Origin of the sequence: Bacillus sp. AFS023182 (assembly GCF_002560575.1) — a bacterium.
Lineage (GTDB): Bacteria > Bacillota > Bacilli > Bacillales > Bacillaceae_G > Bacillus_A > Bacillus_A arachidis.
The window spans coordinates 43237-64102 of sequence record NZ_NTRO01000003.1; the positions used below are offsets into that span (position 1 = coordinate 43237).

Below are 20866 nucleotides of genomic sequence, written 5' to 3' on the forward strand. Positions count from 1 at the left end.
TTATAGCCCCTCCCGTCTGCGTAATGCGATAATCGCAATCAATAAAAAGAGTGCAGAAATTCCAAGGTTTAAAAAGATTACCGGAAGTGCCGCTCCTACTTCATTCGCATAAATAATTTTCATAATCGCTGTATTCGCCCATGTTAATGGTGATAAATTTGTAATCATATTTTCTTCAACTACGAAATACGCCCCTCCAAAAATAGAAGCTAATTGTACAACAATCATAATAACCGCTTTAGATGCCTCACCTGTTTTCGTAATATATCCAATCCCTAATCCGAAGCTAATCGCAAGGAATACTTCTGTTAGTAAAATAAGAAAAACTACTCCAAGATGGTCACCCCAATTTGCACCATAAACAAATTTACTAAAGAAAACGACGAAAAGCAGACAGAGTGTATTTGCTACAAGACTACCAAGTATCTTTCCAATAAAAATTTCAGCTTTACTAACGGGTGCAGCAATTAAACGATCTCCCGTTTTTCGTAATCGCTCTCCGCGAATCAGGTAGCTTGCTCCCATCGCTCCATACAAGGCAATCATTGTCGTCATCGCAATTGCATAATAGTCCATAGAACTTGGCTTCTTAGCAGCTTGTAAAGATGTCTCTTTTATATAATCATCATGATTTCCACTTGAAATAACTGTACTAACTTTCCCTGGGTCTACTTGCGCAACTTCCACCGCTACGTTGTACTTATCGACGAATGTAGTAAGCATCCCTTCAACGATACTTCCGTCAATACTATTCCGATCACTCTCATATAATTTCACGCCGTTTTGATTCATTTCTACATAGCCAGCATATTTATTTTGTTTCACTTCTTCTATTCCATCTACATCCTTTGCTGCTTTTTTAAAGTGAATGCCCGATTTTCCTGTTTCCTTTATCAATGTTTCAAAGGCCTGAGAGAACTTACCACCTACTTCATCTTTGTATAAAATCTGGATATTTTTAACAGAAAGATTATCATTATTAAATGCATTGGTTAAAGCAGTACCCAAAATAAGCATAAGCATAACCGGGAATGCTAGCATAGACACTAACGTTTTTATATCTCGAAAGTCACTTTTGATTTCCTTTATGGCTATATTGAAGATGTTCAATCGATGAACCTCCCTTTTTTTGCTAATAACTCTTATTTATCCCGTAGATTTCTTCCTGTCAATGTCAAGAATACTGTTTCTAAGTTAGGTGCTTGCTCTTCAAGTGAACGTATTTCTATATCATTATTGATAAAATGCTGAACGATTTTGTTTAAGTTGTTGACCCCTGTATCCGAATTCACTTTAATTACGTTTTCTTCTATTTGAATAGCCTTAACACCACTAATTTCTTTTAATTGATTCACATCTATATTTTCAACTGACTTTACTTCAACCCAAACATCTTTTGTATCTGTAATAATAGCTTTCAATTGTTCTTTCGTACCTTCTGCAATAATTTTCCCGTGATCCACAATTGCAATTTTCGTACAAATCTCTTCTACTTCCTCCATGTAGTGACTCGTATAAATAATGGTGCTACCCATTTCATTTAATTTCCGTACAGACTGAAGAATATAGTTTCTTGACTGCGGATCAATTCCAACTGTCGGCTCATCCATAATAATTAACTTCGGATGATGCGCAATGGCACAAGCAATGTTAAGTCTTCGTTTCATCCCACCCGAAAAGTTCTTTGGATAACTTTTATGTTTATCACTTAGTCCTACAAACTGCAGTGCTTCTTCTACTCTCGCTTTTAATTCTGCCCCTCGTAACCCATACAAACCCGCAAAGAATTTCACATTTTCATAGGTGGTTAACTCCTCATAGATTGCTATATCTTGCGGTACAATTCCAATATTCATTTTTGCAAATCGATTATGTTTCTCTATACTTTTTCCTAGTATACTAATCTCACCTTCATTACTTCTTAACAATCCAGCAATCATATTAATTGTTGTACTTTTACCAGCACCGTTTGATCCTAAAAACCCAAATATCTCTCCTTCTTTAATAGCTAAAGACATATTATCTACTGCGATGAAATCACCAAATTTTTTCGTTAAATTTTTTATTTCTAATGCGTTCATCATTTCACCCCTATCTCAGTTTCTCTGCTGTTATTATAAACAAAAAGAATGAACCTGCTCAGTGCAGAAGTTCATTCTTTTCACATGAGAATATTCACTTTTTTCATATGAGATCCTTCATCTCAATCATGCCATTATTGAATCGGCAATAACATTGTTACCGAAAATCCGCTTGTACCATCTACAATAATCTTCCCGTTTATGGATGCTGTTCGTTCCTCCATCCCAATAATACCGAGGCCTTTCTTCACAAGATGCGCTCCTTTTCCATTGTCTTTCACTTGCACCTTTACCACCTTGTTAAGTACATGAATATCTATTGAAATAACCGTTGCCTCTGCATATTTCATTGCATTTGTTAATGCTTCCGTTACATTTTCTCCAATGACCTTCCATTGAATTGGAGAAATCGTATCTAAATTCCCTTTATACACAAATGGAATTTTTATTTCATGCTTACTCGCAAATTCATCTATGAATAATTTCATGCGATGAATTCCAATCTGCTCAGTTGGCGGTTTCATGTTCTTTAGTGTAATCCTAATACTTTCGATTCCACCCTTAGAAATATCAATAGCATTTTGAAGTAATTCGGTAGCTTTTTCTTTATCAATTTCCATTAATCTCTTTGCTGCTTCCGTTTGAATTAAAGCTCCTGTCATGGAGTGACCAATCTTATCATGAATTTCTTGTGATAATCGATTTCGTTCTTCTAACTTAAATGTGTATTCTGATTGCCTTATGTATTCTTTATTTTCATTTAAACTTTTTGTGAGCCGTTGCATATCTTTTCGCATCTTATCATTTTGCATCTCAAACTTTAATAAACGAGCTATGTAAAGATCTGCCATCGTTAAAACAAGAAAACAAAATGCAGTAATGAGTCCATATGTCATTCGAACACTTTCATCTGTAAAAACAATAGGGATGATCATAATGAAAAAGAGCGGCCATTTCTTTTCTATGTAATAAGATACAATTTCGTATAAGTTCAAGGGTAAAAACAAAATAAAATACGGATGAATCCTCCATGTAAACAAAATTATAATGCCAATTGATATTCCGATTAATATTTTCTTATAAGCATCTTTTTTAAAAATAGAAATTGTCACGTTTACACAAAAGTACGCAAGCAAAGTAAATATAACCCATGGTAAATTCGTAACATTTGAGTGAATATAACTGAACACTATATATAAGAAGACAATTAATTTACTTACAATTAACCAAAACTCCATAAAATCAGTCTACTTTCCCTGTTAAATAGTAAATCGCAATTTGTGTCCGGTGCTCAAGACCTGTTTTCCCTAAAATAGACGTAATATAATTTGCAATTGTTCCTTCTGATATGAAGAGTCGCTTTGAAATTTCTTTATTAGAGAACCCTTTTGCAATTAATGCAATAATGCTAAGTTCCCTCTCTGTGAAAAGAGTCTTATCTATTTTTGAAGCCTCTTCTTTATTTTCCAGTAAATTAGACTTAATTTTATCTAGTACTACGTCTTGCATAACAGTTTGCCCGTTATATACTCCCTTTATCGCATCACGAATGCGCTCTGGATCATTATTTTTTAACAAATAGCCTTTCGCCCCGTTCTTTACTGCCTCCAAAATATACTCATCATCATCAAATGTCGTTAAAATAAGCGGCTTCGTTTTTGTTTCCTCACAAATTAACTTTGTCGCCTCCACGCCATTCATATTTGGCATCCGAACATCTAAAAGCGCAATATCTACATCATGTTTTTTACAATAAGATAAAGCTTCTTGCCCATCATTTACCGTTTCTAACACTTCAAACTCTTCGTATGTACTTAAAATAATCTTCATGCCCTCTCTAATAAACGAGTTATCATCGGCTATTAATATTTTTATTTTCATGTTTGTTAGTAGATACCTTCCCCTCTACTAGCATTCACATCCTTTCATTTCCCATTCTGTACTTCCTTACAGATTGTATTATATATATGAAATAGCTCTACTTAAAAAGAATTATACAAAATAAGAAAAACACCTTCACGATAAACCGAAGATGTTCTCTTTTTCAATACTACATATACAACTATAAAACCGCCTTTATTCCTTCCAAAACCAATCCAATCATAAAACCACAAACAGCACCATTCACACGGATCCACTGCAAATCTTTCCCAACATTATTTTCAATCATTTCAATTAATGTTTTATCATCTAATTTATCAAGATTTTCTTGTACAAGCTTTCCAATCTTGGAATGATTGTTTTCAACAAGATTTACAATCTGCTTTTGCAACCAGTTTTCCATTTTTCGAACTGTTACTGGATCTTCTTTCACCTTGTTCATTTGTTTTGTTAAAAATGGAAGAAGATATTGATTTGCAAACTCTTCTTTTTTAATAAAAATGACTGCTCTTTCCTGCGCTTGTCCTAACAATTCTTTTATCTTGTCAGCCGCATCCCAATTTGTGATCCAACTTTCTTTCCAATTCTCTAACTCCTGTAATACCGCTTCATTTTCCTTAACACGAATAAGTTCTTGGCGAATTTTCATTAATATAAGTTGTCTCGTACTATTATCAGGATCCTGTAAACTACTAATATTGCTAATTACAAACTTCTGCAAAATGCTGCCGATTTTTTCTTCATCTACAATATTCATGAAGGATTTAAGTGTAAACTGCAAGAAGCCATCCACTTTTATATTTTCCATCGCTTTCATTCCTAAGCTTCCAAGCTGATATCGAGCCTCATCTTGAGCCGTCCACTCTTTCGCTTTGACTAACATATAATCAAGTGTCTTTTCATCGTATTCTTGTACGACTAATTGATCAATAAGGACTTGCAATATATTTCCTGTATTAATCGTATATAAATATGTTTTTAATTCTTTCTCAATGACACTAGCTAACTTTTCAGTATCAATTTGAAGAATTGCTTTTTCAGCAATTGTAACAATCCCTTTTTTCACGCTATCAGATTGCAGCTCTCTTTCTGCAATCTGTAACACCATTTGTGCTAGCTGCATTTCTTTCACTTTACTTGTAATACTGTCCTTCGTCAGCCACTCATTTTCTAAAGTAGTGATGAGTCCTTTTGTTACTCGTTTCCGATTTTTAGGCAATAAAGCTGTGTGCGGAATTGGAATACCCATCGGATGGCGAAACAGGGCTGTAACGGCAAACCAGTCGGCAAGTCCCCCTACTAACCCCGCTTCAAATCCGCCCTGTGCAATTGCACCTATCATTGAGCCTTGGAATGGAATAGTTGCTGCAAAGCCAATTCCCATCACCCCAAGTGAAATACCCGCTAAATATTTTGATTGTAATGACATTGTATATACACATCCTCTTGTTATGTAAGCTAAATCTTACTATTTCGAAATAAGCTCCTATTGTTACATCCTGACTGCACAAAATCCTATATCTATACTATAATGAACTACACTAAAAATAACAAAAAAATTTCAAATAAAAAACACGAGGTGAAACTCTCCTCGTGTTAAATGACTTCTACTTTTCTTGCTCTAAATTCAATCCTTTTTGATAGTATTTTGACATCTCATCTTTAGGAACCATGCTTCCACCTGTTCCCCAAATAATATGTGTACCCTTATGCATTTTTTCTGTTAAATTATGCTTCAGTAAATAATCCGTTCCTTCTTTACATAATTTCATTGGTCCTATCATCCCTGCTAGTGCAGACGGTTCTAAATGAATCCCTACTGTATCGGCTAGTTTCTTTAACAGTTTATACAACTGTTCATCGCTAATCGTATAATTACCACTTAAAAATGGCTCCATAGTTTTACCAACAAATCCAGATGGTCTTCCTACAGCAAGTCCATCCGCGTCCGTTACATTATCAATACCAACATCTTGTACAGAGATTTTATCATGAAGTCCAGTCATTAAACCGAGTAGCATACAAGGAGAATGAGTAGGTTCTGCGAAGAAAATGTGTACATTATCTTGGTACAATAATTTCAAACCAAAAGCTACTCCCCCTGGGCCACCACCTACTCCGCACGGAAGATAAACAAACAAAGGTTGATTTTCATCTACTGTTATCTCTAACTCTTCCAATTGTTTTTTCAATCTGGACGCCGCTACTGCGTATCCTAAAAATAGGTCATGGGAATTTTCATCATCCACAAAATAACAAGTAGGATCCCCCTCTGCTTGAATTCGGCCTTCCTCTACTGCTTTGCTATAATCAGCTTCATACTCAATAACTTTGACATTTTTGCTTCTAAGCAAGTCTTTTTTCCATTGTTTTGCATCAGCTGACATATGAACAGACACATTAAAACCTAACTTTGCACTCATGATACCAATGCTAAGCCCTAAATTTCCTGTTGATCCTACTGCAATGGAGTAATTTGAAAAGAATTTACGAAATTTATCACTATCTAAAATGGAATAATCATCTTGTTGAGTTAATATGTTTTGTTTAATAGCTAGATCTTCGGCATGTTTAAGAATTTCATAAATCCCGCCCCTTGCTTTAATAGATCCTGATATAGGAAGGTGGCTATCACACTTTAGCAATAATTCCCCTGATATAGATTGTTGATAATCCTGCTCTAAAGCTTGTTTCATAGAAGGGATTTTCACTAAAGGTGATTCTATGATACCGTTCATTTCTTTTGTTTCAGGAAAAACTTTGGCGATATATGGAGCAAAACGTTTCAACCTTTCTTCTGCATCCTTTACATCTTCTTGCGTAAGTGTAGTTTTTTTAATTCCTGTTTGAAATTTTTCGATATTAGGATTGATCCAAAATACTTCCTCCATCGAAATAACCTTGTTTAGTAAAGGATCTTTCTCTTTCCATGTTTGTATGTCTTTGCTTTCAATCTTCTTCATCTGCCTGATCCTCCCAACATTCTTGTAGCAAGCTGAAAAATAAATTATAATTAAATTTATTTTAATACATTTTAACACGAAACCCCTTTTCAGTTAATTTAAATTTACTTTATTTAAATTAAATTTAACACTCTATAAAAGAGAAGCTAGACATCGGTAAAAAAATTGAGAAGTTCAGAAAAATTAAGTTGTATTTAGATGAAGAAGAATATTTATCAGATTTTACCGAAAGAGTACCCCTACTTCAAACGAAGTTAAGTAGGGGAGTATTCATTAGAAGCTGGTGATAGTGTAAAAATACCAGCATATTTACAACATAAATGGGAAAACACTTGTAGTCAAAATGCAGTTGTTTTATTTTCAGTTACTCAACAATCGAGTTCGTTTGTTGAATAAAAAGTACAAGGAGAATACATCCCTAATATATATTCTCCTTTATTTTAAATTAACAAGAGAAATATTCACCTATGTTTTTACTACGCTATCCCGCTATTCAAGAATGATGCTACTAAAAACCTCAACAAAAGCAAAGGTATTCTTTTGGAAACACCCCACACTAATTAAAATTCCACTTTATGGTATTGCAAGAAATTCAGCAATCGGCCCAAGTGCGAGTACTGGTAAAAATGTTAGAACACCTACTATTAATATAGTACCTAGTAAAATCCCGCCAAATAACCGATCATCCGTCTGAAAGGTTCCTATGGTCTCAGGTACAACCTTTTTCCTTTTGAGTCCCACCGCGACGGCAAGCATTGTAATTACACCTAAATATCTACCAATATACATAACAATTCCCGTTGAAAGATTCCAATAAGGTGTGTTATCTCTTAATCCTTCAAACCCAGATCCGTTGTTAACAGCAGACGACGTGTATTCATATATAATTTGTGTTAAACCATGAAAACCTGGATTAGAAATTGCATCTGTTCCTAGATTCGTAGAAAATGCAATTGCTGCAGCTCCAAGAATAAGTAACGGCTGAGACACAATCGTGATTGCTATTAACTTCATTTCTTTTCCTTCTATCTTTTTGTTAAGAAACTCCGGTGTACGCCCCACCATTAATCCGGCTAGAAACACAGCAATCATTGCATACATGACGACATTCATAAACCCAAGTCCAATTCCTCCAAACACGGTACCTAAAAGCATGTTTATAAGTGGAACCATTCCACCAATCGGTGTCAAAGTATCATGCGTTGTATTAACACCGCCTGTTCCAGAGGCGCTTGTAACGGTTGCATATAAAGCAGAAGATATGACGCCAAGACGAGTTTCTTTTCCTTCCATATTTCCTTGTGAACTTTCTATCCCTAATTGATTTAACAATGCATTCCCCTTCAATTCAAATATAGCAAGCGTACAGAATCCAATAATAAACAGAATGAACATCGATATAAAAAACATTCTACCTTGCTTTTGATTACCGACCATTCTTCCGTATACAAATGGAAAGGCCATTGGGATTAACATTTGTAACATCATTTGTAACACATTACTTATCATATTGGGATTTTCAAAAGGATGAGCAGAAACTGTTCCAAAAAACCCCCCTCCATTGTCACCAAGTTCTTTAATGGAAAGTAAAGATGCTACTGGTCCACGAGGAATCTCTTGTGTCGTTCCTTCAAACGTTTTCACAACAACTGTTGGATCCAATGTTTGCGGTGTTCCTAAAACCACAAATATTAACGATGTGACAAATGAAATTGGCAATAATATTCTCGTTATAGCTTGTACAAAATCAACAAAGAAATTTCCTATTCTTTTCCCCGCTAGTACACGAATAAACGTAATGCCGATTGCCAATGAAGTTGCAGGTGCTGCAAACATCATAAATGTCACACCTACCATTTGAGAGAAATAGGATAAACTACTTTCTCCCCCATAGTGTTGTAAATTCGCATTTGTCATAAATGTAATCGCTGTATGAAATGCTAATGTTGGTTCTAATCCTAAAAAATGATCAGGGTTCAACGGAAGAATTCCTTGTAATCGAAATATTGAATATACAACCAAAATAAAGAAAAAATTTGTTCCTATTAAACAAAACATATACCGTTTCCAAGTCTGACTATGCCCTTTAATCCCAGCAACTTTAAATAAGATTTTTTCCAGTGGACCAAATACCTTTTGAAATGCTTCCTTACGCTGAAAAGCATTGTATACGTAGTCTCCCATTGGTTTTGCAAAAATTACGAATAGGCCAATTGTAATTAGACTTGTAAGCCAGTTCATCCTCTTTCCCCTTTCTGTTCCCATTACACTATAATTAAATGTAATATTTTTCCACCAAGAGAATAAAAAGAAAACACCAGGTTGCACCTAGTGTTTTTTTACACACAAGTCCCCCCTCTCAAAACGCTGACGAGGTTAGCTGTCGGGTTCGGGCCTTGAGAGTAGCCCTACCTATAAAAGGATTCACCCCTAGTGACGAATGCACAAATTTGGTTCCCCCGCTCCTGAAGTGGATTAAGCGATTTATTATTTGGCTGTAAAATCTACATTGAGCTATTCTGATTGTTAATATACTCCTCTAAATGATGGTTGTAAAGAGAGAGAAAATAAAAAGAAATCGATTCATACAATCTATAAAAATAGCACTGTATGAACAACCGTTCGCACAGTGCTATTTTTATTTTTTCGGAAGCAATATAATACCTATACTAATTGCAATAAAAATAAGTAACTGCTGCACAGACAGACCAAATAATAATGGAACTTGCTCAATTATAAGTGAAATGAATATATGCGCAATCCCTTCTACAAGTAGAAAATAACTCATGTATTTTCTAGTTCCTAATTTCTCGTTTTTTAGCCACAGCCATCCCATTAGGCAGATTGCTATCATAATTTCATACATATATATTGGATGATAGAAAAATTTCGAATCATACACTTTCATTCCCCACGGCATTGTTGTGTTTATACCAACATACTGATGGAATAGAAAATAAGAAATAATCATACTTCCAATCCCAAAAGGAAGTGCATCTAGTAAAACCAAAAGTGAAAAATTAGCCTTTTTACTTCTCCATACAACATATCCACTAGCAATCAAGCAACCCATTATAATGTGTTGGGTACTTCCTACAGCGAGTAACGCTTGCCATGGTGACTGAAAAGCCCACCCTGGATTCAAAATTGTCGGCATAAATTTCCATGTTAGTACGATGATAAAAAATCCATTTGTTACTGTATCCATTATTCCCTCATATGGGATACCTTGACTTTTCATCTTTAATTTCATGAGCACAAGCCCAAATAAACTTCCCACTATGAGAGAAATAGGCTGTACTTTCACCATCCAGTCCATCATCATTAGGATGTCCCCTTTTACTTCTCAATTAATTCTTTAAATTTCTTTTCTAGTTGATCTGGAGGTAATACCCCCCGCGCTTGATCTACAATCACCCCATCTTTATCAACAAAAAACGTTGTTGGCAATGAAACAATTTTATAATCAATCCCTGCCTCTCCATCCATATCTAGTAAAACCGGGAACTTAAATCCAAAACGATCCGCAAACGCCTTCGCTTCTTGTACTGGATCTCCAACCGTTGCATTCACCGCAAAAATTTCGATTTCTCCTTTATATTTATCGTAAAGACGCACTAAGTCTGGTGCTTCCATTTCACATGGCCCACACCATGATGCCCAAAAATTAATAATATACGGTTTTCCTTTTGCATCATTTAATGAGTACAGCTTCCCATCTAGTCCTTTAAGTGTAATTTTCGGTGCTTTAAATCCTACTTGCGGTAATACTTCTTTCTCTTGTAGTGCCTCTTGTTTTGCTTTCCGTTCTTTTTCTTCTTGCTTTGAATTATAAAAATTAAACCCTGCCCATAGTAGTGCTCCTGCAAGAATAATGGTAATTAGTTTTTTCACTTTCTTTCCCCCTATTTTTAAAATCCTGTAAATCCGTCAAATAATTGAATACAAAATGCTGTAATTTTCATCATTTGATTAGATACAAATGAAAGAATCCCCGCGCCTACTGCGTCCATTTTATTCCTCCCACAAAACACTACATAAAGTAGTGTTTTGGGTTAAAAAAAGAGGCTATATGCACTCTCCAATAATAAGTACAAACGAAATGAGAAATAGCCCTATTGTCACATAAACTGAATTTGTATGTAACGGCATACTAAGCCTTATAGATGACGGACTAACAATTTGCTCAATACGCAAATTGATTGCCGTCTTCGCAAAAGAAGCTGTTATAAACGGATTAGATACTGTTTTTATTTTAATTAATTTTAACAATGCACTACCTAATTCAAACGATGATTTCATTTGATCCATCGCATATTTGTCCGCCAATAGCTCCTGATACGTATGGTAACGCTGTAACATATCTTTCAATACCGGAATATACATCATTCCTTCAGCTAACACCGTAAAAAGAAACAATTTTAACGGATCACGATTTTTTTGATGATATTCTTCATGTAATACAATTGCATCAATTTCTTCTTCTGTAAAAGATTGAAATACACCTTCCGAAACAACAATTTTCGGATGAGTGACTCCGATAGTAAATGCTGTAACCTCTAATGATGGTAGCAAATACAATTGTTTTCCTTTTCGAGTAATCATAACTAAATTTCTCTGTAATTTTCGGCTATAGAAAAACTGTTTCCACACTCTTTTCCATACAACTAATATAGTAAATAACAATAATCCGCTCATTATGACACGAATGGTTGATAATTCTTTCATATGTTCTTGCAATTCAAAGAGACAAAACTGCGATAAAAAAAGAGCTTTATTTTCAAAGAAAAATGGATATGTAACGTAGTACACTAACATCCCAAAAAAGAGAATACCAATACTGCTTGCTAACAATATTATTTTTCGTATTTGCCACTTCATCATACTAGTCCTCTTTTTTCAGTTGATTAAGTTTTTCTTCTAACTTCTTTATTAAAGCAGGATCAGCTTGGTCTAGTTCATCTAACATGTGATTCACAACGAAATCACCAAATTCCCCCATTAATTCTTGTGTCATTTTTTTGGTTTGATTTGATAAAAAGGATTCTTTCGTTTGTACAGCACGGTATACACCGCTTCTTTTTACCGTTTGTTTTTGCAAGTGTCCTTTTTCAACTAACCGATTCATCACAGTCATCACTGTATTAAAATTCACAGGAGATTCCTCACTTAGTTTTTGCTGTACTTCTTTAATCGTAATATCCGGAGTACTCCAGATAATCTCCATAATCCTCGCTTCTAATGACCCAAAGAAATGATTTAATCCTTGCTCATTTAACTTATAATTTTGAGTGAACATGCTAATCCTCCTCTGCACTACAAATTGTAGTACACTGAGAATAAAAGGTCAAATATAGAATGATACGAACATGGAAATAAACCCCTTCTTTATTTTAGAACACATTCCCATTTTCATATTTTGTTATAGAAGGAAAGAAACTTCTCTATAGCGAAACTTTATCAATAACAAAAATCTATTAGGTGGTGCTTCATTATGAAGTTAGCTGTAATTGGCGGAGGTTACTTTGAACAAACAGATCATTTCCTTATAAATCAACGACTTATTGAATTAACTGGGAAACAATCTCCAAAAATATTATTTATCCCAACAGCAAGCAATGACGATGAAGGTTATATAAAAGAATTTAGAGAAACATTCGAGAAGCAGTTACAATGTGATGTTCACATTCTACGCTGTATAAAAGAAAGCGTTAGCGAAGATAAAATTAGTGAAATGATACATTTTGCTGATTTTATCTATCTAGGTGGAGGAAATTATATCAATATGCTTGAAAAGTGGAAGGAAAACAAAATAGACGAAAAGTTGATAGAAGCCGTACACAACGGGACATTCATTGCGGGATATAGCGCTGGTGCTATGTGCTGGTTTACAACGGGGCTTCGTTCTAATTATAAAGGAGACGGCTATATGGAAAGCGATGGCTGGAATTTAATAAACAAACACTTCTGTCCACATTACAATCAATCAGATCGAGCAAACGCTTTTCATTTATTCTTACAAAACCGTGCACGTAATACAGAAGGAATCGCTTTAGAAGATAATTGCGCTTTGTATATAACCGAAAACTCCTTTGAAATTATCGGAGATCCAGAGAAAGCCTGGGAGTTCTATATGTTTGATGGAAAACTTATGCGACATCATTTTGATGTAACTTTGAAAAGTTATTTATAAGTTATTTGTACTCATACAAAATATCCCTAAGCTGAAAACTTAGGGATATCTTTCACCTTCTATTCTAACTAACAAGTCGCGTAATCCGTTTCTTTTGCCATGAAAGCTTATAGTATCCGTATTGTAACAGTAAGCTCACAATAAATGCTGCCGGATATCCAACCCATATACCTTTTATACCAAGACTTGTGTGATACGAAAGGTAGTAGGCAACAGGAACTTCCACAAGCCAAATTGATACAACACTGATAACAGTCGGCCATAGTACCGTTCCACTTGCCCGCATTGTCGCACCAATAATTTGCGCATGACCGAAAATTAAATAACTCCATAATGTAATCATGATTAGGCTATGTGCAATTTCAATTGTATTCGGACTTGTTAAAAATAGTGATAAAATCTCTCTTGAGAACAAGTAAATGACAGCGATTAATACACCACCAATAATATAGTTCATTATAATTCCCGCTCGAACAACTTTCTGTAATCGATCAAATTGATTCGCACCAATGGACTGTGCAGCAAAAATGGATACTGTAATTCCAAGACTGACTGCTGGCATTTGTACATAACTTGCCACTTGATTCACAACTCCATAGGCTGCGGTCGCGTCAGAACCGAATCGATTTACAAATGCAATAACTGCAATCTCAGATAACGAAACTAATATCATATTAATACTTGCTGGAATACCAAGGCGTAGTAATAACTTTAATAGTTCCCAATCCATACGAAGATATTTCCGTACTGTTTCATCCAATTGTAATGGATGATTTTTCTTCTTCAAATAAATAAGCATGACAACAAACGTTATAATCGTTGATATGACAGAGGCATAAGCTGCTCCATAAACATCAAGTTTCGGCATTCCTAACCAACCAAAGATAAGAACAGGCAATAATATCATGTTCAACACTGTACTAACAATTAAAAAGTAAAATGGCGTTTTGGAATCTCCTGTACCTCGCATAAATGTTGTATATGCAAAATATAAGAATAAAACTGGCATTGAAATAAATAAAATACGTGCATAGTGGACACTCATACCAATAATGTTTTCCGGTGTTCCCATAAAACGCAGAATATCCATGGTGAATATGCTGCCTACTACTGCTAAAATAGCTCCTAGTATAAATGTGAAGGTAAGCGTTGTACCAACAACTGCTTTTACACGATCTTCGTTACGAGCCCCAAATGCTTGCCCGATTAAAATAGAACTACCCGATCCAATTCCAATTACAAATGAAACAAGTAGAAAGAACAACGGAAAAAACGCAGAAATGGCAGCTAAATCATTTACACCAAGCCATCTTCCTACCACTACCATCCCAAACAATTGTCCAACTGATTGTAATACATTACTTAAAAGCAAAGGAACTAAGAACATGGACATCGATTTCCATATCGGTTTCCCTTCCTTCTCCTGACTCTGTGATTCTGCATCTTCTTGAATGCTATCTGTCGGTGATTTCAAATTTCATTTCCCCTTTTTATTAAGAGCTTGCTCGGTTGTACCCGCGCTCTCCATATGGCTGCAATTCCTGTAGCCACTTCTCTTCTAATTTTTTCAATTCTTCCTTAGCATTAAAATAACCAGTCTCTTTCTTTTTCAAGACTTCTAGCACTTCAAATTCAAAGGCATCTGCACCGTATTGCTTCCAGTCCTCTTGCAATGCTCTATTTGTATGAGAACCTACATTGAGTTCAAATCGCCTCCCACTTATCGTCTTTAAATTCATCGTACTCTCAACGTACATTTTCTGGTTTTTTGTATTTATAATACGATAAATACCCGCTTCAATCTCTATCTCTTTGTATTGCTGTTTTAATTCTGCTCTTCTATTCATTTTCCTTTCCCCTTTCTTATAACTTCACCCAATATTGACTTCCATCAGGCGTTCGATCTAGAAAACCATATTCAATTAAATACCTTCTTAAAGTTACAAAGTCTGGATATACACTTTCCAAAACTTCATTCACTTCTTTTTCGGTGTACTTTTCGTTACTATTAAATTTTTTTATTAAATGACGTAATATAATTAATTTACGTTTTTGTTTTTTCGGAAATTTCACCAGTGGACCGTCTAATCCTTCTGTAAAATGCAACTTTAAGACTTCATCATTTTCTTCTTCCGTAATATTGTACCGATCGTCCACCATCGTAGCTGTTCTATGAATGGGTACAAATTTAGATTGCACTTTTGATTTTTCTTCGGACAGTTGCATCAATGCTAAAAATACTTTCGCTTGCTTCATCCTCTCACGCAATGTGAATCGATGATTACGTATTGTCGACGTGCTTCCCCCATCCAGCTCTTTCACAATTTCTTTATCATTAAATCCCATGTAAAAAAATTGAACCATCTTCTTTTGCAAATCCGTTAAACCTGTATATTTTTTATCCAGATTCAATAAATAGTCAAACATAGATGTATGCTCATTTTGAATGTGTAATTGTACAAACTTCTCGGCTTCATATAAAACCTGATTATCTTGATAAATTACACCTTTTATAAAACTTTCTCCGCATGCTAAACAAGTATATTCTTCTGTGTCCTCTTCAAATATATATCCTTTTTTTAGTTCTTTAATGGAAGCATCCCAAAACTTCTCAGAAATATCATTCATACCAAACAATCCTCCAAACGGTTTATTAAAAACGCAAACAAATCACAATATCGTTTACCCTTACTGAATCATCTTATCACAAACAAAATAAACTTTTCAACAAAGGAATGAACTTGTCAAAAGATAAATGCCCAAACCTGAAAATAATAAATAAATTTATAGTGAAAACCATTTTTGATCACAATAGAAATATAGAATCGTATTTCTATTATGATGCCACTCTCCATCTTCAGAATTGCATATACTATTAATAATTAAGAGAATAGAAATTCTATTCGAGAAAAAAGCCAAGATTCAAATAGAATCTTGGCTTTTTATTGTCCACTCTAATTATTCCTTCGGTGCAATCATTTTCTTTGGATCTACAATCTCATCAAATTGTTTTTCCGTTAATAACCCCGATTGTAATGCTGCTTCTTTTAATGTTAATCCCTCTTTATGAGCATGCTTCGCAATTTTCGCCGCATTTTCATAACCGATATGTGGATTTAATGCTGTAACAAGCATTAAAGAACGATTTACGTTTTGGTTAATCACTTCTTCATTTGCTTCGATACCAACCGCACATTTGTCGTTAAATGAAACTGTCGCATCGGCTAATAAACGAGCAGATTGTAAGAAGTTATATGCGATTACTGGTTTAAATACATTTAGTTCAAAGTTACCTTGGCTCGCTGCAAATCCGATGGTTGTGTCATTTCCCATAACTTGTGCCACTACCATTGTTAATGCTTCACTTTGTGTTGGATTTACTTTCCCTGGCATAATAGAGCTTCCTGGCTCATTCGCAGGAATAATAATTTCACCGAGACCACTACGTGGGCCGCTTGCAAGCCAACGTACATCATTTGCAATCTTCATTAAATCCGCTGCCAATGCTTTTAACGCACCATGTGCAAACACAACCTCATCATGACTTGTTAATGCATGAAACTTATTTGGTGCTGATACAAATTGCTTTCCTGTAAACTGACTAATTTCCTCTGCAACCATCTCACCAAATTTAGGATGTGCATTAATGCCTGTTCCAACTGCAGTACCCCCAATTGCAAGTTCTTTCATATATGTATTGCTATCCGCAATCATACGCTCCGTTTTTTCAAGCATACGGTGCCACCCACTAATTTCTTGTCCTAACGTTAAAGGTGTTGCATCTTGCAAATGCGTACGTCCGATTTTAATAATATTTTGAAACTCATTTACTTTTTTCTCTAATGTTGCTTTTAACTTTGTAATTGCCGGTAGCACTTGGTCTTCCACTGCAATCAAACAAGCAACATGAAGCGCTGTTGGGAATGTATCATTTGAACTTTGGGACATGTTCACATCATCATTTGGATGAATATGTACAGCAAGTCCTTTCTCTTCTAAAATTTGATTCCCACGGTTGGCGATTACTTCATTCACGTTCATATTCGATTGTGTTCCGCTACCTGTTTGCCATACAACAAGCGGGAAATGTTCATTCCATTTTCCTGCTAGAATTTCATCAGCTGCTTCTACAATCGCCTGAGCTTTTTCTTCCGATAACTTTCCTAATTTGTAATTACTAATGGCTGCACTTTTCTTTAAAATTGCAAATGCTTGTACAATCTCAATCGGCATATGCTCCGTTCCAATTGGAAAGTTTTCTTTACTACGCTGTGTTTGTGCGGCCCATAATTTATCAGTTGGAACTTTCATTTCTCCTAATGTATCTCTTTCAATTCTGTATTCCATGTTTTCATCCCCTTGATAATAAAATAGATACATTTTTATTGTAACAGACTTCCCTTTAAACGATAAGGATTCTCACCTGTATTTATTGATAATTCTATATTTACTAAATTATATTTCAGATGAATCAGAAGATAAGAACCAACCACAAACGCCAATCGTAATTAATACGATATAAAAAATAGCTTTCCACGTAGCGGATTGAGGGAAATCCTTATCGATTATTCCAACCATAGGGTGCGCCAGTGTTGAAACAATAAGTTTTACGCCGACCCATCCAACAATCATAAAAGCTGCCGTTTCAAGGCCAGGTCTTTCACGCAATAACTTCACAAAGTAAGTAGCCGCGAATCTCATAATAATTAAACCAATCATTCCACCAGTTAAAATAACAAAAAATCTTCCTGCATCAAGACCACCTATCATCCCTTTATTTAGTGGTGTAATGGTTAATGTAAGAGCTACTGCAGCTAAGATTGAATCGATCGCAAATGCAATATCTGTAACCTCGACTTTCAGAACTGTTAACCAAAAACTACTTTTCTTTTTCGGAGTATTTTCTTCCATCCCTTTTTCTTGCTCTCCGTGCATTTCTCTTTGCCACTTCTTTTGCCGATATATTTTAACTAAACTTCTAGCAGAAAGAAACAATAAATAAATCGCTCCTACCGCTTGCATCTGCCATACATTCACAAGAAATGAAATTAAAAATAATGAGACGAATCGAAATATAAACGCACCGAATAATCCATAAAACAAAGCTTTTTTTCTATCATCTTCAGATAAATGTCTAACCATAATAGCAAGTACAAGAGCATTATCTGCAGATAAAACTCCTTCTAATGCAATAAGAATTAATATAACTCCTCCATACTCCAGCAGTAGCGATTCAGTCATCTCTCTCCTCCTGTTTTTGATACTATATATTTTGCTTTTTGATAGGGGAAATATACGAATATCACCAGAAACTAAACACCCCATAAGTTCGCATTGAACTTATGGGGTGACTTAGTACTATAGGATAAAAATTTCTAACAAATCAACGAAAGAGATAGTTTTATACTTTGCTGAAGTGTTCAGTCTTCACACTCTTCTTACATAATACATATCCTAATTCCTTTATTTGCACTCTATTTTTCACCTGATGTAGTTTCTAGTGATCTAAACGTTAAACATCCAGAAACAATATATATAACTCCTGGAAACAACAATGCATCATATGAAAAGAGTATGGAGATGATACCAATAGTAAGCATTACACTTCCATATAACCTATTGTTCATTTTATTGACACAACAAGAAATTACAATAGCTAAAATCTGTATAAGAAAAACCACGAGCGCCCCATAGGCTTGAGCTTTCCAAGAATCATCAATAACTGACCTAAAACTATACATAATAAAAAGAAAAAATGATATACAAGCTCCTACTATAGAAGCAACTAGTCCTGTTACCAATTCAACAGTACGTTTTTTCAATCTATACGCCCTCCAATATGGAAAAATTGCAAAATTCCCCAATAAACATAACAAACTAAATTACAATAATTTGTTATGTTTTGTCGAATAGAAAATAAAAAACACTAATTCCCCCGCAAAATCCTTATAACTTACCAATAATCACACCTATAAAAACTAAAAATTCAGCCGTTCAAATTACAACCATATATCATATGAAAGTTTGCTGAAAAAACATATCTTATTTGGCTCTCATTTTACTTTACAAATTATAGAGATTTTATTTTTAGTAGTTTATCTATCATATAGTTTATAAAAAAAATCATCCTCTGCTATACGCAAAGGATGATTTTTTCTTATCTTATGATGCTTGTTTTCCTTTTTCAGCATCATCAACATACCAAATGAATTTTCCTGTATATCCATATATAACTGCTAATGCTAAGGATACAAAGCTCATCCACATAAATGGAACATATGATAATGTGGAAACACCTAGTATACCAGCCATAAAGATACCATTATCAGACCATGGAACCATACCCGAAGTTAATGTCCCACCTACTTCTGAGTTACGCGCTAATATACGGCGATCTAGTTTTAATTTATCATAGCTGTCTTGCATAATTTTTGGCGTTAAAATAAGTGATACGTACATTGCACAACCGAATACGTTTGCCAAGAAAGCAACGATTAATGTGGACAACGTTACATTTCCTGCAGAGTTTAGTTTCTTCTCAAATTTTGATACGATTACTTTTAAAACGCCGAGTTTTTCAAGTAATCCTCCGAAACCTAATCCGAAAATAATAACAGCTACTGAACTTAGCATACCATTGATTCCACCGCGATTTAGCAACTTATCAATGAAGTCCACACCTGATTCAATAGAGAAACCGTTATATGCTGTTCCAATTGCATCTCCAAAATTCATACCTTGGAAAAGCGTTGCCCAAATTGCACCGAGAAGCGCTCCCATTGCAATTGTTGGCATTGATGGTTTTTTCATTGCTAATAGTACAATAACAATAACCGCTGGAACAAGCATCCATATTTTAATATCAAAGTGCTTTAATAAAGCTTCTTTTAAAAACTCCACTTTATTTAAATCAACATTATCTCCACCATACATCCATCCGGCAACTGTAAACATAATACCAGTAATAATATATGCCGGTATATCTAATACAAACATCGCGCGAACGTGTGCAATAACATCTACTTTTGCCATTGAGGCAGCAAGTACTGTACTATCAGAAAGTGGGGATAACTTATCTCCAAAGTATGCCCCTGAAAGTACCGCTCCAGCAACTAGTGGAAGCGGTAAGCCAAGACCTTCACCGATTGCCATCATGGCAATACCAGCTGTACCAACTGTTCCCCACGATGTACCTGTTGCAATAGAAGTAATTGAACAAATAATTAAGGTTGCTAATAAGAAGATACTCGGATGAATAAATTCTAATCCGTAGTAAATCAATGTCGGTACAACACCGCCAGCAATCCATGTTCCAATTAGTGCTCCTACAGCAACTAAAATAAGAACAGCTTCTAATCCATTGGAAATTCCTTTCGTAATTGCATCTTGCAATTCTTGATAACGAAACCCTAACCTTAGTCCAAGCGCAATTACTAAAAACCATGAAATAAATAGCGCTAATTGAATCGGCAAATTAAAGATCGTTTGAAAGGAAAAGACAACTGCAAGAAACAGTAATAAAAGAATAATGATTTCTGGAATCGATGGTAATCTTACACTTTTCATTTGCTTCTCTCCTTACAAGTCGATAATATGATATATGTCGCCTAATATGTACTTTTACATACAATGCATAACGACAAACTATAATTTTCACATTATTCCGATTTGTTTTTTTAGTATAATAAATATACACCTTTTCTATTGTAAAAGTAGAGCTGATATTTCGCAATGAAAATTATAAAAAA

Annotated in this window: 19 protein-coding genes and 1 riboswitch; of the genes, 1 reads left to right on the top strand and 18 read right to left on the bottom strand. The window is 34.8% G+C overall.

Annotated elements, in window-relative coordinates:
- The 11 genes from CN288_RS01060 to CN288_RS01110 all read right to left on the bottom strand — a co-directional run bounded on the left by CN288_RS01060 (position 1) and on the right by CN288_RS01110 (position 12224).
- The gene (locus tag CN288_RS01060; protein ID WP_026591717.1) at positions 1-1110 is read right to left on the bottom strand and encodes an ABC transporter permease; all 1110 of its coding nucleotides are present in this window, start codon (positions 1108-1110) and stop codon (positions 1-3) included.
- A 32-nt stretch (positions 1111-1142) separates the two neighbouring features.
- A complete protein-coding gene (locus CN288_RS01065; RefSeq protein WP_026591718.1) occupies positions 1143-2081 on the bottom strand; it encodes an ABC transporter ATP-binding protein in 939 nt (312 codons plus the stop codon).
- Positions 2082-2215: 134 nt separating this feature from the next.
- A complete protein-coding gene (locus tag CN288_RS01070; protein ID WP_026591719.1) occupies positions 2216-3319 on the bottom strand; it encodes a sensor histidine kinase in 1104 nt (367 codons plus the stop codon).
- Positions 3320-3323: 4 nt separating this feature from the next.
- Positions 3324-3962 carry a response regulator transcription factor gene (locus CN288_RS01075; RefSeq protein ID WP_026591720.1) on the bottom strand — a complete coding sequence of 213 codons (639 nt, stop codon included), beginning with the start codon at positions 3960-3962 and terminating at the stop codon, positions 3324-3326.
- A 181-nt stretch (positions 3963-4143) separates the two neighbouring features.
- Positions 4144-5391, bottom strand: coding sequence for a DUF445 domain-containing protein (locus tag CN288_RS01080; protein ID WP_026591721.1), 1248 nt, complete (start codon positions 5389-5391; stop codon positions 4144-4146).
- A gap of 178 nt (positions 5392-5569) precedes the next feature.
- A complete protein-coding gene (locus CN288_RS01085; protein ID WP_026591722.1) occupies positions 5570-6925 on the bottom strand; it encodes a D-serine ammonia-lyase in 1356 nt (451 codons plus the stop codon).
- A gap of 573 nt (positions 6926-7498) precedes the next feature.
- Positions 7499-9166, bottom strand: coding sequence for a potassium-transporting ATPase subunit KdpA (gene kdpA, locus CN288_RS01090; protein WP_026591723.1), 1668 nt, complete (start codon positions 9164-9166; stop codon positions 7499-7501).
- A gap of 108 nt (positions 9167-9274) precedes the next feature.
- Positions 9275-9417, bottom strand: a riboswitch (cyclic di-AMP (ydaO/yuaA leader).
- A 146-nt stretch (positions 9418-9563) separates the two neighbouring features.
- Entirely contained in the window at positions 9564-10247 is a 684-nt protein-coding gene (locus CN288_RS01095; RefSeq protein WP_026591724.1) for a prolipoprotein diacylglyceryl transferase family protein, read from the bottom strand.
- Between the two features lie 17 nt (positions 10248-10264).
- The gene (locus tag CN288_RS01100; protein ID WP_026591725.1) at positions 10265-10819 is read right to left on the bottom strand and encodes a TlpA family protein disulfide reductase; all 555 of its coding nucleotides are present in this window, start codon (positions 10817-10819) and stop codon (positions 10265-10267) included.
- Positions 10820-10993: 174 nt separating this feature from the next.
- Positions 10994-11806 (bottom strand): M56 family metallopeptidase, encoded by an 813-nt coding sequence (locus CN288_RS01105; RefSeq protein ID WP_026591726.1) that lies wholly within the window; start codon positions 11804-11806, stop codon positions 10994-10996.
- A 4-nt stretch (positions 11807-11810) separates the two neighbouring features.
- Positions 11811-12224 carry a BlaI/MecI/CopY family transcriptional regulator gene (locus CN288_RS01110; protein WP_026591727.1) on the bottom strand — a complete coding sequence of 138 codons (414 nt, stop codon included), beginning with the start codon at positions 12222-12224 and terminating at the stop codon, positions 11811-11813.
- Between the two features lie 195 nt (positions 12225-12419).
- Here CN288_RS01110 and CN288_RS01115 point away from each other — a divergent pair, with 195 nt between their 5' ends.
- Positions 12420-13118, top strand: a complete 699-nt coding sequence (locus tag CN288_RS01115) for a Type 1 glutamine amidotransferase-like domain-containing protein (protein WP_026591728.1) — start codon at positions 12420-12422, stop codon at positions 13116-13118.
- Between the two features lie 64 nt (positions 13119-13182).
- On the opposite strand, the gene CN288_RS01120 is transcribed toward CN288_RS01115, so the two are convergent.
- The 7 genes from CN288_RS01120 to nhaC all read right to left on the bottom strand — a co-directional run bounded on the left by CN288_RS01120 (position 13183) and on the right by nhaC (position 20684).
- A complete protein-coding gene (locus CN288_RS01120) occupies positions 13183-14592 on the bottom strand; it encodes an MATE family efflux transporter (protein WP_026591729.1) in 1410 nt (469 codons plus the stop codon).
- Positions 14593-14611: 19 nt separating this feature from the next.
- A complete protein-coding gene (locus tag CN288_RS01125) occupies positions 14612-14965 on the bottom strand; it encodes a GIY-YIG nuclease family protein (RefSeq protein ID WP_026591730.1) in 354 nt (117 codons plus the stop codon).
- 16 nt (positions 14966-14981) lie between these two features.
- The gene (locus CN288_RS01130) at positions 14982-15746 is read right to left on the bottom strand and encodes a DUF2087 domain-containing protein (protein WP_026591731.1); all 765 of its coding nucleotides are present in this window, start codon (positions 15744-15746) and stop codon (positions 14982-14984) included.
- A gap of 330 nt (positions 15747-16076) precedes the next feature.
- Complete coding sequence (gene fumC / locus CN288_RS01135; RefSeq protein ID WP_026591732.1) at positions 16077-17465, bottom strand: class II fumarate hydratase; 1389 nt, start codon at positions 17463-17465, stop codon at positions 16077-16079.
- A gap of 108 nt (positions 17466-17573) precedes the next feature.
- Positions 17574-18359 (bottom strand): TerC family protein, encoded by a 786-nt coding sequence (locus CN288_RS01140; protein WP_026591733.1) that lies wholly within the window; start codon positions 18357-18359, stop codon positions 17574-17576.
- A 233-nt stretch (positions 18360-18592) separates the two neighbouring features.
- Positions 18593-18940: a hypothetical protein gene (locus CN288_RS01145; RefSeq protein WP_090692260.1), complete on the bottom strand. Its 348-nt coding sequence runs from the start codon at positions 18938-18940 to the stop codon at positions 18593-18595.
- 340 nt (positions 18941-19280) lie between these two features.
- Positions 19281-20684 carry a Na+/H+ antiporter NhaC gene (gene nhaC / locus CN288_RS01150; protein ID WP_026591735.1) on the bottom strand — a complete coding sequence of 468 codons (1404 nt, stop codon included), beginning with the start codon at positions 20682-20684 and terminating at the stop codon, positions 19281-19283.
- Positions 20685-20866 lie beyond the last annotated feature (182 nt).

Bases quoted from the DNA above. Each gene is read 5' to 3' on its own strand.
- CN288_RS01125 (WP_026591730.1), bottom strand. From the start codon at position 14,965: ATGAATAGAAGAGCAGAATTAAAACAGCAATACAAAGAGATAGAGATT.
- fumC (WP_026591732.1), bottom strand. From the start codon at position 17,465: ATGGAATACAGAATTGAAAGAGATACATTAGGAGAAATGAAAGTTCCA.
- CN288_RS01130 (WP_026591731.1), bottom strand. From the start codon at position 15,746: ATGAATGATATTTCTGAGAAGTTTTGGGATGCTTCCATTAAAGAACTA.
- CN288_RS01115 (WP_026591728.1), top strand. From the start codon at position 12,420: ATGAAGTTAGCTGTAATTGGCGGAGGTTACTTTGAACAAACAGATCAT.
- CN288_RS01070 (WP_026591719.1), bottom strand. From the start codon at position 3,319: ATGGAGTTTTGGTTAATTGTAAGTAAATTAATTGTCTTCTTATATATA.
- kdpA (WP_026591723.1), bottom strand. From the start codon at position 9,166: ATGAACTGGCTTACAAGTCTAATTACAATTGGCCTATTCGTAATTTTT.
- CN288_RS01140 (WP_026591733.1), bottom strand. From the start codon at position 18,359: ATGACTGAATCGCTACTGCTGGAGTATGGAGGAGTTATATTAATTCTT.
- CN288_RS01110 (WP_026591727.1), bottom strand. From the start codon at position 12,224: ATGTTCACTCAAAATTATAAGTTAAATGAGCAAGGATTAAATCATTTC.
- CN288_RS01075 (WP_026591720.1), bottom strand. From the start codon at position 3,962: ATGAAAATAAAAATATTAATAGCCGATGATAACTCGTTTATTAGAGAG.
- CN288_RS01095 (WP_026591724.1), bottom strand. From the start codon at position 10,247: ATGATGGACTGGATGGTGAAAGTACAGCCTATTTCTCTCATAGTGGGA.
- CN288_RS01085 (WP_026591722.1), bottom strand. From the start codon at position 6,925: ATGAAGAAGATTGAAAGCAAAGACATACAAACATGGAAAGAGAAAGAT.
- nhaC (WP_026591735.1), bottom strand. From the start codon at position 20,684: ATGAAAAGTGTAAGATTACCATCGATTCCAGAAATCATTATTCTTTTA.
- CN288_RS01065 (WP_026591718.1), bottom strand. From the start codon at position 2,081: ATGAACGCATTAGAAATAAAAAATTTAACGAAAAAATTTGGTGATTTC.
- CN288_RS01105 (WP_026591726.1), bottom strand. From the start codon at position 11,806: ATGAAGTGGCAAATACGAAAAATAATATTGTTAGCAAGCAGTATTGGT.
- CN288_RS01080 (WP_026591721.1), bottom strand. From the start codon at position 5,391: ATGTCATTACAATCAAAATATTTAGCGGGTATTTCACTTGGGGTGATG.